Annotated in this window: 20 protein-coding genes; 15 read left to right on the top strand and 5 right to left on the bottom strand. The window is 58.2% G+C overall.

Annotation, left to right across the window (positions count from 1 at the left end):
- The first annotated feature begins 36 nt into the window (after positions 1 to 36).
- Together QPL94_RS06865 and QPL94_RS06870 are read left to right on the top strand one after the other, a co-directional pair.
- Positions 37 to 1,656, top strand: coding sequence for a BCCT family transporter (locus QPL94_RS06865; protein ID WP_285356401.1), 1,620 nt, complete (start codon positions 37 to 39; stop codon positions 1,654 to 1,656).
- Positions 1,628 to 2,095, top strand: coding sequence for a universal stress protein (locus QPL94_RS06870; RefSeq protein WP_285356402.1), 468 nt, complete (start codon positions 1,628 to 1,630; stop codon positions 2,093 to 2,095). The genes QPL94_RS06865 and QPL94_RS06870 overlap by 29 nt, the downstream gene beginning before the upstream one ends.
- 73 nt (positions 2,096 to 2,168) lie before the next feature.
- Here QPL94_RS06870 and thpD read toward each other — a convergent pair whose 3' ends face one another.
- The gene (gene thpD / locus QPL94_RS06875) at positions 2,169 to 3,074 is read right to left on the bottom strand and encodes an ectoine hydroxylase (protein ID WP_285356403.1); all 906 of its coding nucleotides are present in this window, start codon (positions 3,072 to 3,074) and stop codon (positions 2,169 to 2,171) included.
- Between the two features lie 166 nt (positions 3,075 to 3,240).
- Between thpD and QPL94_RS06880 the strand changes: the two genes are divergently transcribed.
- The 5 genes from QPL94_RS06880 (at position 3,241) to QPL94_RS06900 (ending at position 10,104) form a co-directional block, all read left to right on the top strand.
- Positions 3,241 to 4,581 carry an acetyl-CoA C-acetyltransferase gene (locus QPL94_RS06880; RefSeq protein WP_285356404.1) on the top strand — a complete coding sequence of 447 codons (1,341 nt, stop codon included), beginning with the start codon at positions 3,241 to 3,243 and terminating at the stop codon, positions 4,579 to 4,581.
- A 63-nt stretch (positions 4,582 to 4,644) separates the two neighbouring features.
- Positions 4,645 to 6,762 carry a 3-hydroxyacyl-CoA dehydrogenase NAD-binding domain-containing protein gene (locus QPL94_RS06885; protein WP_285356405.1) on the top strand — a complete coding sequence of 706 codons (2,118 nt, stop codon included), beginning with the start codon at positions 4,645 to 4,647 and terminating at the stop codon, positions 6,760 to 6,762.
- A gap of 27 nt (positions 6,763 to 6,789) precedes the next feature.
- Complete coding sequence (locus tag QPL94_RS06890; RefSeq protein ID WP_285356408.1) at positions 6,790 to 7,650, top strand: YihY/virulence factor BrkB family protein; 861 nt, start codon at positions 6,790 to 6,792, stop codon at positions 7,648 to 7,650.
- Positions 7,651 to 7,855: 205 nt separating this feature from the next.
- A complete protein-coding gene (locus QPL94_RS06895; protein WP_285356409.1) occupies positions 7,856 to 8,413 on the top strand; it encodes a DUF2845 domain-containing protein in 558 nt (185 codons plus the stop codon).
- A 2-nt stretch (positions 8,414 to 8,415) separates the two neighbouring features.
- Entirely contained in the window at positions 8,416 to 10,104 is a 1,689-nt protein-coding gene (locus tag QPL94_RS06900; RefSeq protein ID WP_285356410.1) for an HAD family hydrolase, read from the top strand.
- Positions 10,105 to 10,106: 2 nt separating this feature from the next.
- Here QPL94_RS06900 and QPL94_RS06905 read toward each other — a convergent pair whose 3' ends face one another.
- On the bottom strand, positions 10,107 to 11,354 hold the full coding sequence (locus QPL94_RS06905) for a substrate-binding periplasmic protein (RefSeq protein WP_285356412.1): 1,248 nt from the start codon (positions 11,352 to 11,354) through the stop codon (positions 10,107 to 10,109).
- Positions 11,355 to 11,475: 121 nt separating this feature from the next.
- Here QPL94_RS06905 and QPL94_RS06910 point away from each other — a divergent pair, with 121 nt between their 5' ends.
- The 7 genes from QPL94_RS06910 to QPL94_RS06940 all read left to right on the top strand — a co-directional run bounded on the left by QPL94_RS06910 (position 11,476) and on the right by QPL94_RS06940 (position 19,463).
- A complete protein-coding gene (locus QPL94_RS06910) occupies positions 11,476 to 12,192 on the top strand; it encodes a response regulator (protein ID WP_285356413.1) in 717 nt (238 codons plus the stop codon).
- Positions 12,179 to 13,648: an ATP-binding protein gene (locus tag QPL94_RS06915; RefSeq protein ID WP_285356414.1), complete on the top strand. Its 1,470-nt coding sequence runs from the start codon at positions 12,179 to 12,181 to the stop codon at positions 13,646 to 13,648. Before QPL94_RS06910 ends, QPL94_RS06915 begins: the two co-directional genes overlap by 14 nt.
- A 110-nt stretch (positions 13,649 to 13,758) precedes the next feature.
- Complete coding sequence (locus tag QPL94_RS06920) at positions 13,759 to 15,195, top strand: carbohydrate porin (RefSeq protein WP_285356415.1); 1,437 nt, start codon at positions 13,759 to 13,761, stop codon at positions 15,193 to 15,195.
- A gap of 39 nt (positions 15,196 to 15,234) precedes the next feature.
- Entirely contained in the window at positions 15,235 to 16,494 is a 1,260-nt protein-coding gene (locus tag QPL94_RS06925; RefSeq protein WP_285356416.1) for an ABC transporter substrate-binding protein, read from the top strand.
- 54 nt (positions 16,495 to 16,548) lie between these two features.
- Positions 16,549 to 17,475, top strand: a complete 927-nt coding sequence (locus QPL94_RS06930; protein ID WP_285356418.1) for a carbohydrate ABC transporter permease — start codon at positions 16,549 to 16,551, stop codon at positions 17,473 to 17,475.
- Positions 17,468 to 18,337, top strand: a complete 870-nt coding sequence (locus QPL94_RS06935) for a carbohydrate ABC transporter permease (RefSeq protein ID WP_285356420.1) — start codon at positions 17,468 to 17,470, stop codon at positions 18,335 to 18,337. The genes QPL94_RS06930 and QPL94_RS06935 overlap by 8 nt, the downstream gene beginning before the upstream one ends.
- A 7-nt stretch (positions 18,338 to 18,344) precedes the next feature.
- Positions 18,345 to 19,463: an ABC transporter ATP-binding protein gene (locus tag QPL94_RS06940; RefSeq protein WP_285356421.1), complete on the top strand. Its 1,119-nt coding sequence runs from the start codon at positions 18,345 to 18,347 to the stop codon at positions 19,461 to 19,463.
- A 21-nt stretch (positions 19,464 to 19,484) separates the two neighbouring features.
- Here QPL94_RS06940 and QPL94_RS06945 read toward each other — a convergent pair whose 3' ends face one another.
- A complete protein-coding gene (locus QPL94_RS06945) occupies positions 19,485 to 21,017 on the bottom strand; it encodes a cryptochrome/photolyase family protein (protein ID WP_285356423.1) in 1,533 nt (510 codons plus the stop codon).
- Positions 21,018 to 21,369: 352 nt separating this feature from the next.
- Between QPL94_RS06945 and hemN the strand changes: the two genes are divergently transcribed.
- Positions 21,370 to 22,788, top strand: coding sequence for an oxygen-independent coproporphyrinogen III oxidase (hemN, locus tag QPL94_RS06950; protein WP_502881538.1), 1,419 nt, complete (start codon positions 21,370 to 21,372; stop codon positions 22,786 to 22,788).
- A 65-nt stretch (positions 22,789 to 22,853) separates the two neighbouring features.
- Here the strand turns inward: hemN and QPL94_RS06955 are convergent, their stop codons facing one another.
- Both QPL94_RS06955 and QPL94_RS06960 read right to left on the bottom strand, forming a co-directional pair.
- The gene (locus tag QPL94_RS06955; RefSeq protein WP_285356426.1) at positions 22,854 to 24,338 is read right to left on the bottom strand and encodes a methyl-accepting chemotaxis protein; all 1,485 of its coding nucleotides are present in this window, start codon (positions 24,336 to 24,338) and stop codon (positions 22,854 to 22,856) included.
- Positions 24,247 to 24,882: a nitrate- and nitrite sensing domain-containing protein gene (locus QPL94_RS06960; protein ID WP_285356427.1), complete on the bottom strand. Its 636-nt coding sequence runs from the start codon at positions 24,880 to 24,882 to the stop codon at positions 24,247 to 24,249. The genes QPL94_RS06955 and QPL94_RS06960 overlap by 92 nt, the downstream gene beginning before the upstream one ends.
- Positions 24,883 to 24,967: the final 85 nt, after the last annotated feature.

The following is a 24,967-nucleotide window of genomic DNA, read 5'->3' on the forward strand; positions in this document are numbered from 1 at the left end:
CTTTCGTAACTCTTTTCTGAAGAAACGGAGGCTGATGTGCTGGAACGGCTGCAGCGCCGACTTGGGCTCCAGACTATACCTGGGGTGTTTTTCACCTCTGCCGGGGTGGCTACTTTGTTTGTCGCCCTGGCGGTCCCGTTTGACCAGGTCGTAGCCGACAGTTTCGGGCTACTCACTGGCTGGGTGGCCCGTAATCTGGGCTGGTTCTACATCCTCGCCGTTACTTCGTTACTGGTGTTCCTGCTTGGTCTGGCTGTGAGCCGCTACGGCAATATCCGCCTGGGAGCCGACGACAGCCGCCCCGACTATTCCAACCTGACCTGGTTCACGATGCTCTTCGCCGCCGGCATCGGCACCATACTTATGTTCTGGGGCGTAGCAGAGCCGATCTCCCATTTCGCCAATCCTCCCTTTGAGGGCGTGCAGCCGGGTTCGGAAAGGGCTGCCGGTGATGCCATGACCGTAGCGCTCTATCACTTCGGCCTGCACACCTGGACCATCTTTGCCATGCCGGGACTGGCGATCGGCTACTTTGCCTACCGGCACAACCTGCCCATGCGCATCAGCAGCCTGTTCTATCCGATTCTCGGCGAGCGGGCCTTCGGGCCCTGGGGCTGGGCGGTGGATGTGATTGCCGTACTCGGTACCCTGTTTGGCGTGGCAACGTCGTTGGGGCTGGGGACGCTGCAACTGAACAGTGGTCTCAACTATCTTTTTGATGTGCCATCGACTGGCCTGGTCCAGGTCATTCTGATTGCGACCATTTCCAGTATCGCCGCTACGTCGGTGGCTCTCGGCCTGGATAAGGGAGTGCGCCGGTTGTCGCAGCTCAACATTGTGCTGGCCATGGTTCTGCTCTTATTCGTGCTCGCCGTCGGGCCAACCGTGTTTATTGCCGAGGGAATGGTCCAGAGCGTGGGTGATTATTTTGATGCCTTGCCCTGGTTGGCCTTCTGGACCGAGACCTTCAATGAGACGGACTGGCAGCGGCAATGGACCCTGTTCTACTGGGCCTGGACCATCTCCTGGGCACCCTATGTCGGAATCTTCATTGCCCGGATTTCGCGGGGGCGGACCATCCGTGAGTTCGTTGCCGGTGTTCTGTTTGCTCCCACAGCCTTCACGCTGGTGTGGTTCGGGATCTTCGGGTTATCCGCCATTCAGGTGGAAATGAACGGGCAGATCGCGCTGGCTGAACAGGTGCAGCAGGACCCCTCAGTGGCCATTTTTGCTTTCCTGGAAGCCTTTCCGCTTGCGGAAGCAGCATCGGCCCTGAGTGTCGTCATCATTGTGATTTTCTTTACCACGTCATCCGACTCCGCCTCCCTGGTTATCGATATGCTGACCCGGCGGGACGATCAGCCGTCTCTGGTGCGCCAACGAATTTTCTGGGCGGCAGCCCAGGGTGTCATCGCTGCCACTCTGCTGTTGGCGGGTGGGCTCGATGCCCTGCAGAACGTGATTACCTCCCTGGGCCTGCCCTTCTGTTTTTTACTGATTTTCATGGCGGTGGCTCTGTTCCGGGCGCTGCGGGCAGATTACCGGGGGTACAGTATCAATGAACTGGTCCAGGGACGGGCTTTCCCGGAAGTTGTGGCCACTTCCGAAACGAAACAGGAGAATGATTATGTATCGGAAACTGTTAATCGCCATTGATCCGGACGACGATGGTGAGGGCAAACGTGCGCTTGCGGCTGCTATGGATCTTTTGGACGAGGACGGTGAGCTTCACCTTGCCAGTGTCTACAGCCCCGGCGGTGGCGGTTTTTTCCCGCATGTGACGGAAGAGGCACCGGAGGAGAAAGAGGCCGAGGTCCGGGAGGTGCTGGATCTTCTTGTGCGGAAATATCTGCCGCTGAACCGCAGTGCAAACCTGCACGTGGTGGCAGGCAACGCTGGCGAAAAATTGGTGGGCCTGGCGGGCCAACTTTGTGCTGATCTGTTGATGCTGGTATCCCGTGGCAGCACCGGGCACTGGCCGATGCGCCGGGCGACAGTGGAGCATGTTTCAGTGAATGCCCCGTGTCCGGTACTCGTATTGCCGTCTCTGGAAAAATCCGGGCCCGAGCCGGGGGAAAAGGAATCGGTTGACTGATCGCCCGATAGTCTCTGGTCAGAGCATTACTCTGACCAGAGCTCTGCGGGACTTGCTTTGCCTCCTGCGCTTGTCATACCGGCTTTAAGGGTTCCTGGTTCTTCCGATTGGCCAGGAACTCGGGCCGCGGCTTGTTGCCGCAATACGGCTCTTCCAGCGTGTTGTGAACGCTGTTGTAGACGAAGAACAGATTGCTTCGTGGCCAGCACGACATGTTCACGTTGGAACCATGGAGGGTGTTGCACTCGAATATGATCAGCGATCCCGGAGGCCCTTTGGGCGCTTCAATGGAATTCTCGTTCATCAGCCTGGTCAGGCTGGCGGCATCAGGAACACCCAGGTTCTGGGATTTGAGCGATTCCTTGTAGTTGTCTTCCGGCGTACGGCCAACACAGGGAATGAAGTACTTCTGGGAGCCGGGAATCAGCATCAGCGGGCCGTTGAACTCGTTGTTGTCGGTCATCACGATGGAGCAGCTCAGGCAGCGCATCCGTGGCATGCCGTCTTCGCTGTGCCAGGTTTCAAAGTCCGAGTGCCAGTTGAATCCCTTGCCCTTGAAGCCGGGTTTGTAATTGATTCGTGACTGATGGATGTAGACCTCGCTGTCCAGCAGCTGGTGAACGATGTCCAGCAGATGCGGGTCACGGGTCAGCCGGTCGAAGCGCTCCGATATCTCATGAATACCAAAGATGGAACGAATCTCTTCCTTTCCCGGTTCAAGGATGGTTCCTTCGGACAGCTTGAGGTCCTCATCTTCCTCATAATCCTTCAGTTCCTTGATGAAACCGTCCATCTCGTCCTTGGAAAAGAAGGAATCAAAGAACAGAAATCCGTTGTCATCGAATTCGCGCACCTGCTCGCTGGATAACGGGCCGTCGGAGAGCCTTTCTTCTGGCGTATGCACCACCGGGTCCAGCCTTTCGAACATGCCCAGCTTCCGCTCAAGGCGAGTCGGAAAAAGGTCCTGTGAGCGTGACATAAATGTCCTCCTTATCGGGTAACACGTACTAGAGTTATAGATGAAATGGAGGTTTTCAACCATGGAGCGTGGTGAAGGCCGCCCTTGAAACACTGCAGAATGAGTCCACGGTTGTAGTAGAGCACTGGACTTACCGAACTATCTAACCAGTTACGGAGGGATCCCGATGACACGAAGCACCTCAAAAACTGCAACCGGAAATACCAGCCCGCCAGGGAAATCCTCATCGCGCCGGGTTTATCTTGTGGATGGTGCACGCACCCCGTTCCTCAAGGCCAGGGGGCGCCCCGGCCCGTTTTCGCCGGTTGATCTCGCCGTTCAGTGTGGGCGCCCTCTACTCTTGCGACAGCCAATACCGGCGGACGCCTATGACCAGGTCATCCTTGGCTGTGTCAACGTGGTGCCATCAGAAATGAACCCGGCAAGAATTGCTGCCCTGCGCCTGGGTATGGGAGAAGCCATGCCCGCGTTTACGGTGCAGATCAATTGCGGTTCCGGCATGCAGTCCATTGATACCGCCTACATATACATCCGTGATGGTGACAGCGATCTGATTCTGGCGGGCGGCACCGACGCTCTCAGCCATGCCCCCATGGTTCTGCAAACAGAGGCCGTGGAATGGCTGGCAGGGCTGAGTGCGGCTTCGTCTCCGCAGGATTATGCCCGCCAGCTAGGCCAGTTCAGCTCGAAGGACTTCAAGCCGGAAATCAGCCTGGCCAAGGGGCTGACCGACCCCATTGTCGGTTTGAGTATGGGCCAGACAGCAGAGGTTTTGGCTCAGCAGTTCAATATTACCCGGCAGGAAGCGGATGAGTATGCCGTATCAAGCCACCAGCGCCTTGCCCGGGCGCAGGAGGAAGGCTGGCTGGATGATGAGGTGGTGCCAGCCGTATCGCCGGAAGGGGAATTGTTCCGGCAGGATGATGGCGTGCGCGCCGACACATCCGCCGAGGCCCTCGCCAAGCTCAAGGCAGCCTTCGAGCCGCCTTTCGGGCAGGTGACGCCCGGGAACAGTTCCCAGGTCACTGACGGAGCCTCCTGGATGATACTGGCATCTGAGGACGCGGTGAAAAAATACGGACTCAAGCCCCGGGCGGTTCTGGTCGACAGCGAATGGGCCGCCCTTGACCCCAAGATCATGGGCCTTGGCCCGGTGCTCAGCTCCACCGCCCTGCTAAAACGACACAACGCCGGCCTTAACGACATTGACCTGTGGGAAATTAACGAAGCCTTTGCAGCCCAGGTGCTGGCCTGTACCAGAGCCTGGGACGACCCGGAGTTCTGCAAGGTAGCCCTGGGACTGGACAAGCCCATGGGCAAACTGGATCCCGAGCGCCTGAATGTCGATGGCGGTGCTGTGGCCATGGGCCACCCGGTTGGCACCAGCGGTAACCGGATTGTCCTCCATCTGATGAACGCCTTGCACCGCAAGGGCCACAAGCGGGGCATTGCTACCGAATGTATTGGTGGTGGTCAGTCCGGAGCCATGCTGATTGAGGCCGTTTAACGCCGGCCATAGCAACGCCCGACACAGCATCTACGCGTTAGCCACAAGATTCAGGAGGCAACAATGACAGGTCATATTCTGAAAGCCCTGAGTGCCCGTGAAATGGCCCGGGGACCGTTTGAGAACGCCGATACAGAAAAACAGGCGGGTAACTGGCAGCACTGGCACCTTGCTCGGGACGATAAAGACGTCGCCTGGCTGATCTTTGACAAAAAGGACGCCGCAGCCAACGTACTCTCTGCCGGGGTTCTTGAAGAGCTCGACAAGATTGTGGAGGAGCTTGAGAGCAAGCCGCCCAAGGGACTGGTGTTACGCTCTACCAAGCCCACAGGCTTTTGTCTTGGTGCGGATATCTCCGAATTCTCCAAACTCGAGTCGGAGTCGGACGTAGTGGACAAGCTTACCGAAGCCCACACAGTGGTTGACCGGTTTGAGGCGCTGTCGTTTCCCACCATCGCGGTTATCCATGGCTCTTGCCTGGGTGGCGGCCTGGAACTGGCGCTGGCGTGTGATTACCGGTTTGCCATTCCGGGCGCCAAGCTGGGCTTCCCTGAAGTGCAGTTGGGGCTGCATCCGGGCCTGGGTGGTACCGCCCGCTTCACCCAGCTGGTGGACCCCATTGAAGCCATGACCATGATGCTGACCGGCAAGACAGCCCCCGATTTCAAGGCAAAGAAGTTGGGGCTCGTTGATCAGATAGTGGAGGAACGTCACGTTGGGGAAGCTGTCGACGCGGCGATTGCCGGCGAGATTGAACAGAGCAGCAGTGGCATGCGTGGCAAGGTGCTCTCCACCAAGCCGGCCAGGCAACTGCAAACCCGCCAGATGCGCTCACAAGCGGCCAAAAAGGCGCCTCCTCAGCACTATCCTGCCCCTGAGGCACTGATTGAGTTGTGGGAACAGTTCGGTGGGGATTCCGGCCCATCCATGCGCAAGGAGGAAATCGCCTCTTTTGCCAGATTGATGATGACTGACACCTCACGCAACCTGGTCAAGGTGTTTTTCCTGCGAGAAAAGATGAAAGGCCTGACCCGAACCGGGGCCGAACCCGTCAAGCATGTGCACGTGGTCGGTGCAGGTGCAATGGGGGCTGACATCGCGGGTTGGTGTGCCTTTCAGGGGTTGAGTGTCACCCTCTTTGATATGGAGGCGGAGAAGCTGGCCGCCGCGGTGGGAAAACTGTCTGAACTGTGTGAAACGAAGCACCGTTCGGAATCCCAGCGCCGGGATATCCTCGACCGCCTGACACCGGATTTTGCCAACCGTGGTGTTGAATATGCGGACCTGGTGATTGAGGCTGTGCCCGAGAAGGTGGATATCAAGCAGAAGGTCTACGAAGACGTGGAGCCCAGGCTGAAGCAGGACGCCATTCTGGCCACCAATACCTCCAGTATTCCTCTGGAAACCCTGGGTGAGAAACTCAAGGACCCGAAACGCCTGGTTGGTCTGCACTTCTTTAATCCGGTTGCCCTGATGCCACTGGTTGAAGTGGTCAACCACGACAAGGCCGATAAGAAAGTACTGGATCGGGCCCTGGCCTTTGTTGGCCAGATTGACCGGTTGCCGGCCCCGGTTGAAACCGCGCCTGGCTTCCTGGTGAACCGGGCGCTGACGCCTTACCTGGTGGAAGCAATGGTCATGCTGGATGAAGGCGTTCCCGCCGAGAGCATCGACCGGGTGGCGGAAGAGTTCGGTATGCCCATGGGGCCGATAGAGCTGGCCGACCAGGTAGGCCTGGATATTTGCCTGAGTGTGGCTGACATGCTGCGTGAGCGGCTGGATACCGATATGCCGCCGGTGCCGGACTGGCTCAGGCAGAAGGTTGAGGACGGCAAGTTGGGCAAGAAATCGGGAGAAGGCCTGTACCAGTGGAAGAAAGGCAAAGCCGACAAGCAGGACAATACGAATGCAGCTCCGGACAACACCCTGGACCGGTTGCTGTTACCCATGCTGAATGCCTGCATGGCCTGCCTGCGCGAGGGCGTGATCGAGGATGAGGCACTGGCAGACGGCGCAATGATCTTTGGTACCGGCTTCGCCCCCTTCCGTGGCGGCCCCATGAACTATGCCCACAAACGTGGCTTTGACAATATCCGGGAATCACTGGAATCCCTGGCAAAGAACCATGGGGACCGGTTCAAACCGGATGCAGGTTGGTCGGAAAAGGGCTCACCCGGGTAATGTGCAATCTCATGCCAGGGTGGGTCCATGACTGATAACACGGAAAGTGACAGTTCTCCGGCCGTATTCATGCAGCGGCTGTGGTTGTTCTCACGCAGGGTGTTGCGTAATTTTTTGCGCAACCGGGGAATTCTGCTGGCAGGAGGCGTGGGCTACAACGTGCTGCTGTCAGCGGTGCCCCTGCTGGCCTTGATGGGGGTTCTGCTCACCCGCGTGGTGGAACAGGAGCAACTGCTGGAGGTCATGGCGATCCAGGCGCAGCACTTTGCGCCCGCCCACGCGGACGTGTGGCTGGAGGCGGTGCGTGCGTTCATGGAGTCGCGGGATATTATCGGGATTGCGGGTATTCCGGTCCTGCTTTTTTTCAGTTCATTTGCTTTCCGGATGCTGGAAGATTCGATTGGCATTATCTTTCACCGCCCGGAAAATCCCCGGCGCAGCTTCTGGCTTTCAGCCGTGCTTCCCTTCGCGTTCATGCTGGTTCTGGGCGTTGGTCTGTTTACGCTGACTCTGCTGTTTGCCTTCGTCAACACGCTTTACGAGGAGCCGGGCCTTCTTCTATACGTGCTCAGCTTTGTCAGCGTCTTTCTCATGTTCAGTGCCATCTACAAGGTACTGCCCATTGTACGTATATCGCCACGCAGGGCGGTGATCGGAGGGCTTGTGGCTGCCATACTGTGGGAAGCGACACGGCTGGTCATGATGTATTACTTTCTCAATATCTCGTTCGTCAACGTGGTGTACGGGTCATTGGCAACCATTATTGTCCTGCTGATCAGCCTCGAGGTGGGCTCCATCATCCTGTTGTTGGGAGCCCAGGTAATCGCAGAGCTGGAGCTCAGTGAGCGGGCTGGTTTGCCATGGTATATCAGCCTGGACTTTCAATAGGCAGAGGCAAGGGGGTTGGTTCGCTCGGTTGCGGGCAGTAGGTACCCTGAAATCCGCTCCCTGGTCCTGACCAGCGGTGTTTACAGGAAATTTACGATCTACCGGTGCCCAATACGTTTTCGTCGTTCTAGTATTGTGGAGTCAGGGATGCAGGAATGGGAGAGTAAGTATGTGCATGCTGTTATCAACCAGGATGCTGTGGCTCATGTTACTTCCCGGCCTGGTTGCATTGCCGGGCGCCGCCAGTGGCGCATTTCGTTGCGGATCCTCACTGGTGGATGTCGGCGACTGGCCGGTGGAAGTGGAAGAACGTTGTGGCGCCCCGGACTACGTGGCAACTTACCCGACCGCCACTGTTCCCGGCGTTGGGGTTGTGGGTGAAGTAGAGCACTGGTATTACAATCCTGGCCCTCAGGGGTTCATTCGCCGCCTTGAATTCCGCGACGGCAAACTCGTCCGGGAGCACAGCCTGAGCTATGGCTTTGCCGGTGACAGTGCCGGTGATTGCTCACCGGCCCGGCTGCAAAGCGGGGTCAGTGAGTTCGAGATGGTGGCCTACTGCGGAGAGCCGGTTTCCAGGCGGGTCACCTGGGAAGTTGTTGGCCACGGATCAAAGGTTTCCGGGCATTATCGGCCGAGTACCCTGGTGCCCGTGGAAGAGTGGATGTATGAAACCGGCAAGACCCAGTTTCGCCGGATCGTTAAATTGCGGAATGGCCGTGTAGTTCAGGTTGAGACCGCCAAGAAACCACGGGGAAATTGATTGTGGCTCGATTCAGCGATGGATTGCCCGCACCATCGGTGCTGATGTTCGACTGGCACGGCACTCTGGTGGACACCCACGATGCCATGTTCAGCGCCATGGAGGAGATGCTGCCGCAACTGGAAGATCTGGGTCTGGTGGAGAGGCTGCTGCCTGAGGATAAATGCCGCACCGCCGATGACGCCCGCCTGGTGCGCTACATCCGGATCTTCCGGCGCTTGCATCCGCGCATTCTGGCGGAGCGGCGGGTATCCCGTACCGACATCTTCAATGCCATCTTTGGTGACGACAAAGAGGCCAAGCTGATCGCCCACAAGGCTTACAACAACTGCTACCGAAAATATTTCGGAAAAGTACGGCCGTTCCAGCAGGGCGCTTACGAATACCTCACCGCCCTGAAAGAAATGGGTATCCGGCTGGCGGTATCCACCAATCGCAACCGGGAGTTCCTGGACAAGGAACTGAGAATGGTGGACGAGGGGCGTTGGCAGAACCTCTTTGATGCCACGGTCTGTGCCGATGACGTGACCGAGTACAAACCCGACCCCGAAGTGATCACCCGCGCCCTGGAGAAGCTGGATCTACCCGCGGACGCGCGGGCCTGGTACGTGGGTGACAGTTATGTGGACATGCTCACCGCCAACCGCGCCGGTGTCTCCGGAGTCTTTTATAACGGCGCCTGCTGGGAGTCCGGGCGGATTGACAGCTGGTTCAGCCATCGCGATGCGCCGGCAGCGATTCTTGACAGTTTTGAGGACCTTATCAACCTGCTGGCACTCCTGGAACGGCAGGAGCCGGAAGCGTTTCGGTCGACGCCTGCGGAAGTCCGGCCACGGCCCTACCCGCGCCCGGAACCGCCCCAGCCCCGTATCGAGCCGGACTGGCACCCGGCGGTTGTCAGCCTGATCCGGCCTTCGGTGGTGTTGTTCGACTGGCACGCCACTCTGGTGGATACCCTGGACGCCATGTACCACGCGGTGGATGACATGTTTCCCGAATTTGAGGAACTGGGGCTGACAGACCGGATGCTGGCACCGGAAGACAGTAAAACTCCTGAGGATGCCCGCCTGGTGGCCTATGTTCGAGAGTTTGCCAAACTGCACCCCAAGGTGCGGGCGGACCGCAAGATCTCACGGACGGATATTTTTGAAGTGCTGTTCGGTGAAGACCAGGACGCGAAACAGATTGCCCACAAGGTATTCAACCGTCACTACCGGGAACATTACGGTACTGTGAAAGCCTTTGAGCCCAAAGTGCGGGCCGTGCTTGAGGGGTTGCGGCGTATTGGCATTCAGGTGGGAGTGATCACCAACCGCGACCGGGAGTTTTTCGAACACGAACTGGCCGCGGTGGACGATACCGGCTGGACACACCTGTTCGATGTGGATGTGTGCGGCGACGACACGCCCTTGCGAAAGCCTCACCCGGACCAGCTCTACCTCGCGGTGCAAAAGCTGGACTACCCGCCGGACCCGAGCGTCTGGTACGTGGGTGACAGCACCACCGATGTGATTGCCGCCAAGCGTGCCGGCATGACGGCTGTGTTTTTTAACGGGGCGCAATGGGATCTGCCCTGGTTGAACCGGATTTTCCCGGGCACCCACAAACACCCGGACAAACCGGATGTGGTGGTTAACGACTTTTCTGAGTTCTGGGCGCTGGTTCTGGCCTGTGAGATCGGGCCCCCATGAGGTCAGTCCGTGTCACGGGCCCCGAGAGCCCTTTCGATATCCAGTCCGAGCGCGATCATGCCCTTGGGCATACCCTCTGAAACCGGCCCCACAGGCGCGCTGACCGTTACCTGAAAACGGGAGGTGGAGGCGTCGTACCGGATGTCTGATATGGCCATGGCGTCCAGTCCGGTTGAGCCTGCCCTGATATTTTCGATTACCCGGGTGAACTTGGGTTCGTCGCCCTGCCAGTAATCAGAACTAAGCGCGCTCATGGCGACCAGTGTGCCCAGGTTATTGGTCAGCAGAGCCTCTGTGACCACGTCGCTATGAGTCAGCTTCCAGGCAAAAAGAGCTCGTGATCCGGGCAGCTCAAGTATCGCTTTGGCAAGTTCGGGGGCTTGCCCGGGGGCGAGTGCTTGCCACATGGTGTCGAAGGTCAGCACATCGGTCAGGTTTTCCATTCGGGGCCCGGCGTCAATGGCCTGCTGCAGGTTGAGCATGCCGTCGATTTCCCTGAATAGTCGCTCTGCAAGGTGCTTGATGCGCGCTTCTTCATCGGCAGAGAGTGTAATCTGGCCTTCCATGCAGGCGGGCAGGAACTTGTTGAAAGTAGAAAGGAAATCAGGATTGTTGGCAGTGAAGTTTTCACTGAGATACATATACAAGGGTGCGTAACGGAGAAAGTGGGCGTTCAGTTCGCCAGCGCCTGATCTGTCTGGAGCGTGCAGCTCAATCATGGCCCGCCTGTCCATCAGGGCAGCGTCGATTCGGCCGCGTTTCAGCAGGGCGAGCAACTGGCTCGGCATTGAAACGCTCATGAAAACGTCGAAGCCGTTGTCTTCAAGCCAGGCTTTCTCATTACTGCCGTCCACTACCCCGATGCGGGCAGATTCTGCCACCACATCCGGCTCAGTGGTGAAAAAATACCATTTCTCCAGCGTGACCGGATTGCTTCTTTTCGCGGTGGCATCGAGTTCTGTGGAGGGATCTATGGCAAAGTAACCATCGATCAGGTTTCGTCGCAACGAGTGTACGGCCCGATTTTGCGGCGTGATCCGAACGCGGGTCGACCAACCGGCCTGCCTTGCTGCACAGGTGACTGTATCTACCGTCTCGCCCACCACCTTCGCGTTGCCAGGGCCTGCCAGTGCCGGAATCTGGTAAGGCGATGATGCAAATGTATAGAGGTTGAGTACAGGGGGCCGGGCGTGAGCGACAGACAGGGCAGCTGTGCCGATGACACCCAGTACCACAGGCCGGAAATCCATGGTGAACCTTTCATCCATTTTTGTTAACAATATTGAACTTAGCCTAGCACTCACTCGGGGCTTTTGCCTCACAACTTTTAGACATATGCTTGCAGGTGCGAACAACAATAAAGGTTTTTAAATGTCTGATGTAAAAGCATCGATTCTTGTTGTGGACGACGATCTGGCGATACGCGAGCTATTGCAGGAACACCTGTCCCGCGTTGGCTACGACGTGACGACAGCCGCCGAGGGTGATGCCATGCGCCAACAACTCACCCAGGCAAAGGTAGACCTGATCGTGCTCGACATCATGATGCCCGGCGACGATGGTTTTACGCTTTGCCGGGAAATTCGCGAGCATTCCCAGGTGCCTATCATCATGCTGACGGCGAGCTCCGATGAAACGGACCGGGTGGTGGGCCTGGAAATCGGTGCCGACGATTACCTGGCCAAACCGTTCAGTGCCCGTGAACTGCAGGCCAGGGTCAAGGCGTTGTTGCGGCGTTCAAGCTTCACCCGGGCAGACAACCCCAGGTTTGTCCGTTTTGATCGTTGGCGCCTGGACACGCTGGCCCACGAGCTCATCTCCGACCAGGGCAAAGCCAGCCCACTGTCGGGTGCTGATTTTGCCCTGTTGCAGCTTTTTCTCGCTCACCCCAATGAAGTGCTGGACCGTGACACTATCTCGGGTGTTACCCGAGGCCGGGAATCCATGCCGCTTGACCGTGTTGTGGATGTTGCGGTCAGCCGCCTGCGCCAGCGCCTTGGGGATCAGGGGCGTAACCCCAGGCTGATCAAGACGGTGCGCGGGGCAGGGTACCTGTTGGCGGCAACGGTGACTCATGCCGCGGAATGATGCCGGGGCGGTCGACACCGGTCGCAAGGTGTGGCGCCTGGTGCCGTCGTCGCTCCTTGGTCGCATCCTGCTGCTGACACTGCTGGCAATGGGTGTTGCCCAGGTGGTTTCGAGTGTGATCTGGGTGGGCACCTTCCGTGCCCAGCAGGTGGAGGGACTGGTCAATACCACCCGCAATCTTGCCTCTTCAGCGGCGGCAACCACTCAGTTCTTCAAGTCTCTGCCACTGCAATACCGGCATATTGTGCTGGACCAGCTGAGAGATATGGGTGGGTCCCGATTCTTCGTCTCCCTGAATGACAAGCGCATCAATATGCGTGCGCTGCCAGACAGTGAACGCAAGCGGCTGGTCACAGAGGAAGTCGAGGCGGTGCTCAGGAGCAGGCTCGGGAAATCCACCAACCTGTACGTTGAGTTTGTTCACCCTGATGACCTGCGAATCCTCAATACCCAACTGCCACTGGATGCATTACCCAAATCCTGGGCTCACCACGCACTGACCCTCGAGCCTATCAAACCCCCCGTGCTGGTCACCCAGGTGGAAGTGGCCACGGGGGAGTGGCTGTATCTGGCCTCATTGTTACCAGCACCCTATGTGTCACTGGATGACGAAAGCATCCCCGGCCAGCAGATTGTGTTTATCCTGGTGATGATCGGCGTGCTCTTCCCGGTGCTGGCATGGCTGGTGCGTCGCCAGACCCGGCCGTTGCATAAACTGGCCAGGGCCGCGCGTGACCTGCCACTGGATGAATGCCAACCGCCATTGCGGGAACAGGGCAGTGCTGAAATTGTCGCCGTTACCCGGGGGTTCAATACCATGCACCGTCGTCTGCAGAGTTACATCAGCGACCGTGACCAGCTGTTCCGGGCAATCTCCCACGACCTTAAAACGCCGATCACAAGGCTGCGCCTGCGTGCCGATCTGATTGAGGATGACACCATTCGCGAACGGCTAGAAAGCGATCTTCAGGAACTGGAGTTGCTGGTAAAAGGTGCCCTCCAGAGCATGAAGGACACGGACATTCATGAGAATGTCGAACTCGTTGATATTGATGGCATGTTGCGTCGAATGGCGGAAGCCTACACCGGCGACAGCCCTCGCATTGTCGTGGAGGGAACCTGTGTCCCGTATCGCGGCAAGCCCCTGGCGCTGAAGCGCTGCCTGGGCAACTTGATGGATAATGCGGTCAAGTACGGGGAGTCGGCAACCATCTGCGTGGAAGACTCTCCCGAACAGCTGGTTATTCATGTTCGCGATCATGGGCCAGGTATTCCCGAGGCAGAGCTGGATCGGATTTTCGAGCCCTATTACCGCCTGGGTCAGGAACACCGGAAGGGCCATGGCCTGGGGCTCGGGATTGCCCGCAACATTGCTCAGAGCCATGGTGGCGACCTTGAAATTGCCAACTGGTCAGGCGGTGGCCTGGACGTGACACTCTCGCTTCCTCGACATTGAGATTTCAATGTAACAACCATGTTACATCGGTCTTTCAGTTTGATACGTTCCCGTTTCGGGTATTGCCATAGACTCTGATGTTGCCAATACAACAAAAACAAGGAGTCATGATGAATACCTGTAAATCGAACTTTACTATCCGGAACAATGACACCATCAATGGTTGCCGACTGGCAGTTGCTGTGAGCGTTGCTTCATTGGGTCTGTTCGCCAGCCAGGCTCAGGCGCAGGAGAGCGTGGAAGACCGCCTCTCGGCCCTGGAGCAACAGCTGGCAGAGGTCGAGCCCCATGCCCGGGGCGACGAAGGCTTTTCCTTCAACACCTACGCCCGCTCCGGACTGCTTCTCAATAGTGACGGCAAAAGTGCCCCAGGCGGCCCGTACCTGACACCGGCGGGCTCGGTTGGCGGCGCCGTTGGCCGGCTGGGCAACGAGCCGGACACCTACCTGGAAGCCATCCTTAACTACAAGAGTGTGGCTGAGAATGGCACCAGGGCTCATTACCGCCTGATGATTGCCGATTCCACCACTTCCTCGAACGACTGGACTGCCGGTGATGGCGCCCTGAATGTGCGTCAGGCCTATGTGGAATTCAGCAACCTCGCCGGCTTCACCGGTATTTTCGAGGATGCGTCCATCTGGGCCGGCAAGCGCTTTGACCGGGACCTGGATTTTGACATCCACTGGCTCGACAGCGACATCGTCTTTCTGGGGGGCACCGGTGCCGGACTCTACGACGTGGCCTTCAGCGACTCGGTGACGTCCAACTTCTCACTCTACGGCCGTAGCTTCCTGGATTTTCCGTCCGACCCCAACACCACTGACGGTACCTCGGATACCGACAACCTGATTCTCACTGCCAATAACTACTTCGGCAATGTTCAGTGGCTGATCAACGGCATGTCCGCTGCGGATAACGACGAGCGTGTTGTCGGCGGCGTCATGGAAGCAGCGGACTCGGGTGTCCAGACCATGCTGGCTTACCACGGCGACAGCTTCTTCGGAGTGTCCGACGGTAGCTTCAAGATAGCGCTGCTCCATGGCCAGGGTCTGGGTGCGGAGGTCAAGAACCTTGGTGCCGACGGCAACCTGCATGAAGATGCGGTCAGCACGCGAGTCGCCCTCTACGGAACCACCCGTCTGAGTGATACCTGGCGAATCGCCCCGGCGATCATGGCGGAAACCAGCACGGACCGTTATGTGGAAGGGGATGAGTACCAGTGGCTGACCTTCAATACCCGCCTTGCCAACGAACTTGGGGCCAACTTCGAGATGCAGTACGAGGCCTCCTGGCAGGTCATGGATCTGCAAACCGAAGGCTACGAGGGACGCGGTGATGTCGATGGCGACTATGCCCGTTTTACCATTGCACCAACCTTCAAGCCGCAGGTAGGCGGATTCTGGAACCGCCCGGAGATTCGAGTCTTCGCCAGCTATTCCACCTGGGACGACGAGCTTAACCGCTATGACGGCGGCGACGCCCTCGGCCAGGAAGATTTTGGCGGCAGCCAGTGGACCTTTGGTACTCAGATGGAAGTCTGGTTCTGATATCGAGCCGGGTCTTCCCAACAAAAACAAGGAGTGATTATGAAAACCTTCAAGCGTCATCTTACTGCCCTGGCGGTGTCTGCCGCCCTGATGCCAACCGCGGCCGTCCAGGCCGGTGAAGTGGAAGTCCTGCACTGGTGGACTGCCGGTGGCGAAGCGCGGGCTGCTGCTGCGCTGAAAAAAATGATGGAAGAACAGGGCCACACCTGGAAAGACTTCGCGGTAGCCGGCGGCGGTGGGGAAGCCGCCATGACCGTGCTGAAAACCCGCGCCGTATCCGGTAATCCACCTGCGGCGGCCCAGATCAAGGGCCTGGACATTCGTGAATGGGCGGAGCTGGGTTTTCTGACCAGCCTGGACAGTGTCGCCGAATCCGAGAACTGGGATCAGCTTATTCCGCCGATGATTTCCGATGTCATGAAATACGAAGGTGAGTATGTAGCCGTGCCGGTGAACGTGCACCGGGTGAACTGGCTGTGGGTGAACCCGAAGGTGATGGAAGACGTCGGTGTTGAAGTTCCCACCACGCTGGACGAGTTTTTCGAAGTGGCCGACAAGCTCAAGGCCGAGGGCTACATTCCCCTGGCGCACGGAGGTCAGCCCTGGCAGGACGCTACCGTGTTCGACGCGGTGGCACTGGCGGAACTGGGACCCGACGACTACCGCAAGGCGTTTGTAGACCACGACATGGATGTGATCAACAGCGAAAAGATGGAAGAGGTCTTCGCTCAGTTCGCCAGGGTGATGAGCTATGTGGATGACGATGCCGCCGGCCGCGACTGGAATACGGCCACCGGCATGGTGATTCGCGGCGAGGCGGCCATGCAGATTATGGGCGACTGGGCCAAGGGTGAATTCACTGCAGCGGAACTGACGCCTGGTGAAGACTACCTGTGTGCGCCAGCGCCGGGCACTGAAGGCCAGTTCACCTTTAACGTCGATTCCTTCGCCATGTTCAGCCTGTCGGAAGAAGAGAACATCAAGGCACAGAAGGATCTGGCACGTACCATCCTGGAACCTGAATTCCAGACCCTGTTCAACCAGAACAAGGGCTCCATTCCGGTACGTACTGACATGGATATGGGGGCATTTGACACCTGTGCCCAGGCGTCGATGGACACGTTCAAGTCCAGTGCCGATGACGGCGGTCTGGTACCGAGCTTCTCCCATGGCCTGGCGACCACAAGCTACATCCAGGGCCAGATCTTCGATGTGGTCACCAACTTCGTCAACTCCAACAACCCGGACCCGGCAAAAACCACGGACCAGTTGGCAGCCGCCATCCAGTCCGCCATGTAATGCCGCACCAGGCCGCCCGGTGGGCGGCCTTCGGGTTATTTCAGGGGATTCCTCATGGAACATACTCAACGTCGCCCTGCCGGGGTGGCCCGGGCATCGTCTGGCCTGATGGATGGCCTGCAGCGCTGGCTGCCGAAGCTGGTGGTGGCGCCAACCTTCATACTGGTTGGTATTGGTATCTATGGCTACATGCTATGGACGGGCGTGTTGTCGTTTACCAATTCCAGCTTCCTGCCCAGTTATAATTTCGTCGGCCTTGACCAGTACGCCAAGCTGATGGAGAGCGAGCGCTGGCTGGTCGCATCCTGGAATCTTGCGATTTTCGGGGGGCTTTTCATTGGCATTTGTTTGCTGATTGGCGTTGTACTGGCCATCTTCCTGGACCAGCGCATCCGCCAGGAAGGCGCTATAAGAACGATCTATCTCTACCCCATGGCATTGTCCATGATCGTCACCGGCACGGTCTGGCGATGGATTCTGAATCCGAGCCTGGGGCTGGAAAAGCTGATGCACGACTGGGGCTGGACCTCGTTCAGTTTTGACTGGCTGGTAAATTCCGATTTTGCCATCTACACCATCGTGATGGCCGCCGTATGGCAGGCTTCCGGCTTTGTCATGGCTCTGTTTCTGGCTGGCCTGCGGGGCGTTGATCCATCCATTATTCGCGCTGCAAGAGTGGATGGCGCCAGCCTGCCGGTGATTTACTGGAAAATCATCCTGCCCTCCCTGCGGCCGGTTTTCTTCAGCTCCGTGATGGTGCTGGCCCACATCGCCATCAAGAGTTTTGACCTGGTGATGGCCATGACCTCTGGTGGGCCAGGCTATTCCACCGATCTGCCTGCAGTGTTCATGTACGCCCACACCTTTACCCGCGGCCAGATGGGCCTGGGCTCTGCCAGCGCCATGCTGATGTTGGGTGCCATTCTCGCGCTGCTGGTGCCGTACTTGTATTCCGAACTGAGGGAGAAGCGCCATGACTGATGTGGTTCGTACCGGGTTTCGTCCCAGCCGTATTGCCATATACGGAGTGCTGCTGCTGGCGTGTCTGGTGTACCTGATTCCGCTGATCATCATGCTGATTACCAGCTTCAAGACGCCAATGGATATCCGCACCGGCAACCTGCTGGCACTGCCCACCGACTGGACCGTTATGGGCTGGACCAAGGCCTGGTCCGGGGCCTGTACCGGTGTGCAATGCGACGGGGTCAAAGGGTACTTCTGGAATTCGTTCAAGATGACCGTGCCTGCGGTGCTGATTTCCACACTGCTGGGTGCCTTTAACGGTTACGTGCTGTCCAAGTGGAAGTTCAAGGGCTCTGACCTGATGTTCGGCATGCTGCTGTTTGGTTGCTTTGTGCCGTTCCAGGTTGTGCTGCTGCCCATGGCGGCCACCCTGGGCAAACTCGGGCTGGCGAACACGACAACCGGGCTGGTACTGGTTCACGTTATTTACGGAGTGGCGTTTACCACACTGTTTTTCCGTAACTATTACGTGGCCATTCCCGATGCCCTGATCAAGGCCGCGCGGCTGGACGGGGCCGGCTTCTTTACCATCTTCTTCCGCATCCTGCTGCCCCTGTCCACGCCGATTTTCATGGTGTCGCTGATCTGGCAGTTCACCCAGATCTGGAACGACTTCCTCTTCGGGGTGGTCTTCGCCAGTGGCGACAGCCAGCCCATAACGGTGGCCCTGAACAATCTGGTGAACACCAGTACCGGGGTGAAGGAATACAACGTGGATATGGCCGCCGCCATGATCGCCGCGCTGCCAACACTGGTGGTGTACATCGTGGCAGGCAAGTACTTCATACGCGGCCTGACGGCCGGCTCGGTTAAAGGGTAGAACAACAATGGCACAACTTGAACTGCGGGACATCCGCAAGACTTACGCAGGCGCCCTGGACGAGACCCTCAAGGGCATCAACATAGACATCGCATCCGGCGAGTTCCTGACCCTGGTCGGACCATCGGGCTGCGGCAAATCCACACTGATGAACAGCATCGCCGGCCTGGAAACCATCACCGGCGGGTCGATTGTGGTGGATGGCAAGGACATCTCGGGCATGGAGCCGAAGGACCGTGACATCGCCATGGTGTTCCAGTCCTACGCGCTCTATCCCACCATGTCGGTGCGTGAGAACATCGCATTTGGCCTCAAGATTCGCGGCATGCCGAAAGAGGAAATCCGCCAGGAAGTGGAGCGGGTTGCCGACCTGCTGCAGATATCCCCGTTGTTGGACAAGAAGCCCTCGCGGCTTTCCGGTGGCCAACAACAGCGCGTGGCCATGGGGCGGGCGTTGGCCCGCAGGCCCAAGATCTACCTGTTCGACGAGCCCCTTTCCAACCTGGACGCCAAGCTGCGGGTGGAAATGCGTACCGAGATCAAGAAGCTGCATCAGCGCCTGAAAACCACCATCGTGTACGTCACCCACGACCAGATCGAGGCCATGACCCTGGCGGACAGGATCGCGGTGCTCAAAGACGGCGAGCTGCAGCAACTGGGAACACCAAAGGAAGTCTACGACACCCCGGAGAATCTGTTCGTCGCCAGCTTCATGGGGTCGCCTTCCATGAGCTTTATTGGTGTGACCGTTGAAAAATCGGAGGCGAGCCTGTCAGTGACGGTTGAAGGAAGCGACGGCCGCACACTGGCTTTGCCGGCGCCGGAGCATCTGGAAAGCTGGGCCGGCAAACGGGTGGTACTCGGCATCCGCCCGGAACACATAAGCCAGCCTGACGAACAGAAAAGGGATAGCCGGATGGTGGCAGAGGGCAGGTTCACGGTGGAAGTCACCGAACCGACCGGGCCAGACGTGCTCGCGATCATCCGCCTTAACGGAATTGATGTGCAGTGCCGGCTGGATGCAGAACACCCAGTCAACTGGGGCGAAGAGGCCGAACTGATGTTCGATATGAGAAAAGTCGTGTTCTTCGATCCGGAGAGCGAGAAACGCATCCGCCCGCAATAACGGGTCGAAGAGAGTCTTCGCTCAGAGCTGCTCCAGCCGTGCCAGCAAGTCATCGGCCCGCTGGAGCAGCGCCCCTCGCCTCTCAGGCTTCTGCCTGTCCCAGTTGCGGTACATCATCCCCATGCGCGGGTTATTGGCGAAATCCTCCCGGTGCCGGTCGATGAAATGCCAGTACAGGGCATTGAACGGACAGGCATCCTCTTCCGTGGATTTATTCACCTTGTAGTGGCAGTTGTTGCAATGGTTCGACATCCGCTGGATGTACTTGCCGCTGGCGGCGTAAGGTTTCGAGCCCAGGTAGCCGCCGTCGGCGTGCATCACCATGCCGAGCACGTTGGGCAACTCGACCCAGTCATAGGCATCGGCGTACACAGCCAGGTACCAGTCACAGATCTCCTCCGGTTTTACGCCAGCCAACAGCGCAAAATTGCCGGTGACCATCAGCCGTTGAATGTGATGTGCGTAGGCGTTGCGGCGGGTGGCATCAATGGCCTTGTGCATGCAGCGCATCTTCGTTTCGCCGGTCCAGTAGAACCAGGGCAGGGCGCGGGTATTGCCAAGCCGGTTTTCCCTGGCGTACTCCGGCATATTCATCCAGTAGATCCCCCGCACAAACTCCCGCCAGCCCAGAATTTGCCGGATAAACCCCTCCACCGCATTGATAGGTGCACGCCCGGCATACCAGGCCTGCGCTGCTGCCTCGCACACGGCGAGCGGATCCAAAAGACCGCAATTGATGTAGGGAGACAGAATGGAATGGAACAGCCAGTCCTCGTCATCGGACATGGCGTCCTGAAAATCGCCAAAACAGGGTAGGGCGAAATCGATGAAGTAATCCAGCGCCTGCTCTGCGTCCTCCGGCGTCACGGCAAAATGAAAGTCCTCCATAGTGCCAAAATGACTGGTGAAATGCGCTTCCACCAGAGCAATTACCTCCTGCGTCACCTTATCGGGCTCCACACGAAATGGAGCGGGGGCCGCTGGCTTGCCGGTCCATTTGCGCCGGTTATCGGCATCAAAATTCCACTGTCCACCCTCGGGCTTGCCATCGGAAGTCATCAACAAGCCGGTTTTTCGCCGCATTTCCCGGTAGAAGAACTCCATTCGCAGCTGTTTCCGACCCTCCGCCCAGTCCGCAAATTCCTGTTTGCTGGCGATGAAACGGGTATCCGGGCGGATCTCCACAGGAACTCCAAGCCATTCATGCCACTGACCGATCTGTTCATGCAGCCGCCACTCGCCGCATTCCGTGGTGATCACTCTGTCCGCGCCGGTCTCCTTGAGCTGGCGGGCGATGACCGACTCCAGGCTCCGGGCATCGTTGTCCGGATGGTATGCCTGGTAGTGAACCTGCCAGCCATCGGCTTCCAGGCGATGGGCGAAATGGCGCATGGCACTGAACAGCAGGACCAGTTTTTTCTTGTGGTGATTGGTATAGCTCGCCTCGTCATGGACCTCTGCCATCACGACTCTGTCTCGTTCCCGATCCGCGCCGTCCAGAGCACTGATATCAGTCGTTAATTGGTCACCAAGAATCAGAATCAGGTTTGGCATGGCGGAAGCTGTCCTCCGTTTTCGGGTTTGCGGCCTGGCAGAATAGTCAGGTTGGCGGAGGGAATGCCCTGCCAAAATCGTGCGGAGCCATGGATGGCGGAGCCGAGCGTACAGGGACGTATTCACAGCGTATTTTGGCAGGGCATTCCCTCCGCTAACCGGGCGCCAGACACCAAATACTCCCCAAAAGGGGTAGCAGGGATACGCCAAGAGCCCAAGGGTGGTTCATAGCGCGGACTGGTAAACTGAATTCATCGGTCAGCTGACTCGCATCAAAATGCGTAGCACCGGAGTGTCCTAGAATGACGACATCTTCCGGATGACCCCCATATTCGACCCCAGAGCTCTTATGATGACTTCGACCTCCGCCCTGAAAACCACTGAATCCACCCTCCCGGAATTCATCTGGGACGAAGCGCTGATCCGCCGCTACGACCTCAGCGGCCCGCGCTACACTTCCTATCCAACGGCAGTGGAGTTCAACCAGAACTACCCGGTGGAAGATATGGTAAAGGCAGCCGCTCGCAGCAAAGCCAGCGACCGTCCGTTGTCGCTCTACACCCACCTGCCATTCTGCGCGCACCTCTGCTATTACTGCGCCTGCAACAAGGTGATCACCAAGAAGCGCGACAAGGCCATGCCCTATGTAGAGCGGGTGCTGAAGGAAGCCGCTATCCAGTCGCGCCTGTTCGGGGCCGACCGGCCGGTGACGCAACTGCACTGGGGCGGTGGTACGCCCACCTTCCTGCCAAAGGATGTGATGGAATATCTGATGGCGGGGTACGGGGAACTGTTCAACCTGCAGACCGGTGACGACCGGGATTACAGCGTGGAAATCGACCCGCGGGAAGTGGACCAGGATACCCTGCCAACCCTCTGGGACCTGGGCTTCAACCGCATCAGCCTGGGTGTCCAGGATGTGAATCCAAAGGTTCAGAAAGCTGTTAACCGCATCCAGCCGCGGGAAATGACCGAGGCTGTGCTGAACGAAGCCCGCCGACTCGGCTTCCGCTCCATCAACCTGGATCTGATCTACGGTCTGCCACACCAGACCCCCGAGAGCTTTGCCGAAACTCTGGAAGCAGTGATCGAGATGTCACCGGACCGGCTCTCCGTGTTCAGCTACGCCCACCTGCCGGATCGCTTCTACCCGCAAACCCGGATTCTGGCGGATACCCTGCCCACACCGCAGCAGAAGCTGACCATCCTGCACAACACCATCAACCGGTTGCTGGAGGCCGGTTACGAATACATCGGCATGGACCATTTCGCCAAGCCGGATGACAGCCTGGCCGTGGCCCAGCGGGAAGGCCGGCTGCACCGGAACTTCCAGGGTTACACCACCCACTCTGAATGCGACCTGGTGTCCCTGGGTGTCTCTGCCATCGGCCAGACCGACGATGCCTACTTCCAGAACAACCACGACCTGCCATCCTGGGAAGCGGCCATTGATTCCGGCCAGTTGGCCGTTACCAAAGGCGTGAACCTGACCCGGGACGACCGCATCCGCCGCTGGGTGATCGGCCAGTTGATCTGCCAGTTCCGGCTGGATCGCAAGCTATTCGCAGAAGTGTGGCAGGAAGACCTGGACCGTTACTTCACTGATGAATTGAACCGCCTGAAGCCCATGCTTCAGGATGAACTGATCGCGGATGACGGCAACGCGCTCCAGGTTCAGCCCGCCGGGCGGCTGTTGATCCGGGCCATCTGTCAGATCTTTGATCTGTATCGGAAGGAAGGGGCAAGTAAACGGTTTTCTCGCATTATCTGATCACACTGTACTGACAAAAAAGGGGCTACCAGTTATCTGGCAGCCCCTTTTTTGGCTCCGAGGTCTCAGCTGTACGCCGGAACCTTAAACTCATTGGCCAGATCCTGAAGTACCCTCGCCAGTTTTGCCTGCTCTCCGGTCACCTGAGTAATTTCCTGGGAACCGGTCAGTGTCAGGATGGCTGCCTCGCTAACGGATTCCATATTGCCCGCAAGCTCCCGCGTCACTGACACCTGTTCCTCAGAGGCGGTGGCAATCTGTGAGGCCATGTCAGAGATGCTGTTCACGTCGCTGAGTATATTGGCAAACGTCTGTTCCAGCTCCAATGCCTGCTCGCTGGTCTCATTGGCCAGTTTGTGGCTGGCGGTGATGGAGCGGCTGGCGCTGTCAGTGATATCTTTGAATCCATTTATAATGCCTTCAATTTTGGTTGTGGATTCGTGAGTCTGCCGCGCCAGGGTCCGTACTTCATCGGCCACCACTGCAAAACCACGGCCATGCTCTCCCGCGCGGGCGGCTTCGATGGCGGCATTGAGGGCAAGCAGGTTGGTCTGGTCCGCCACCTGGCGAATCACATCCACCACCTCGCTGATCGTGGTGCTGCGGCGTTCCAGCTCCTCAATCACCTCATTGACTTCCTGCACCGAAGTGGCCAGGGAGCGGATTCTGCGCACACTACCGTGTAAAACTTCCTCGCCGGCGCGGCTTTTTTCCATGGCGCTGCCGGCTGCATCGGCCACTTGCTGGGTATTGCGAGAGATTTCTTCGGAGGTCGCAGACATCTCCTCGGTTGCAGCGGCAACCTGCTCGATCTGTTGCTGTTGATTCTTTACCTGCCCGGTATTCTGGTCGGCGGTGGAGCTGGTTTCTTCGGTGGCTGTTGCCAGCTGAACACTGGCCTTGTCGATGTGCTGCAGAGCACTACCGAAACGGCCGAACAGTTCATTGATGGCCTTGCCAATGGTACCCACCTCATCGGTGCTGGATATGGAAACCTGGCGGGTCAGATCTTTGTTGTCCATGGCAAACCGGACGGCAGCAAGTAGTTCAGCGACCTGACGGCTGATGGCGCGGATGATAATCACTGTCAGCACCAATACGGAAACAATGGCAGCTAGCGCAACAGTCGACGCAGTGACCAGCTCACCGCGAGCAGTGGCAACACCGTTGTCGGCCTGCGTCAGAATTTTTTGCAGCTCATCCGTGCGGACCTGGTTGAGACTCTCTATGCGACGAGTAGTGGTCTCAAACCACTTCGGTGCGTCCAGTGCGTACAAGCCGGCCGGGCTGCTGAACAGGGTTTCACGCATCTCCATAAGTTCCCGGTTAGCAGGTGTTTGTCTGAGGTTTTCAAGAGAAGTGCTCAGTGCAGCATCGGAAGGGAGCATGTTCAGGGCCTGGTTCAGGTACGAATCCTGCTGCCCACCCAGGGCGGCTATGTTTTGGATGGAGGGCAGGTCAAAGTCGCCGCTGCGAATGAGTGATGCGCCGGCGGCCCGCTCCCGACCGGCTCGCTCTGTAGTCTCTGCAAGGGCGTAGTAGGCGCTCACTCCCCGGGGTCAGCTCCGGATCGGTGGCGCGTCGAATGATCAGTGGGATTCGGTCCATTAACCCCATGATAATCGCGGTATAGCGCTTCGCTGATTCGGCGGCGACAATGCTTCGCCTGTCCACCGACTGCCGAAGAGAGTTCAGGTCGCTCAGGGCCTGCCGTACTGACTGGATGTTGTCGGTCACGCTGTTGTCGAAGTCGGCGTGGGCCAGTGCGGTATCAAGTTGTGCCCGGTAATCCCGCAGGCGGGCATCGGTCTGTTGCCGTTGTGTTTCCAGTTCCCGCGTTGACTGTTTGGCGGCATCCGTTTCCGGCTGGCTGGCAAAGCGAACGGCGGAACGGCCCCGCTCTTTCTGCAGGGTTTCAATCAGTGGGTCACCAATATCAGCCAGCTCCACCATAGTGCGCAGTTGTCGCATATTGCCAAGTTCATCATAGCTGTTGGCGATAGAGTCGATCGCAAACCAGGCGATAACCACCAATGCCGGCACCACCAGCGTCAGGAGTTTGCCTCGCATGGAAAGATTGTTGATCAGATTCATGATTCGTTCTCATCTGTAAAACGTGCGCCCATTGTCCGCAAGGGATGGGGATGGTGGTATTCGCGTGAGTGGGTAGCTGTGGTGG

Source organism: Marinobacter sp. SS13-12, from assembly GCF_030227115.1.
Taxonomy (GTDB): Bacteria; Pseudomonadota; Gammaproteobacteria; order Pseudomonadales; family Oleiphilaceae; genus Marinobacter.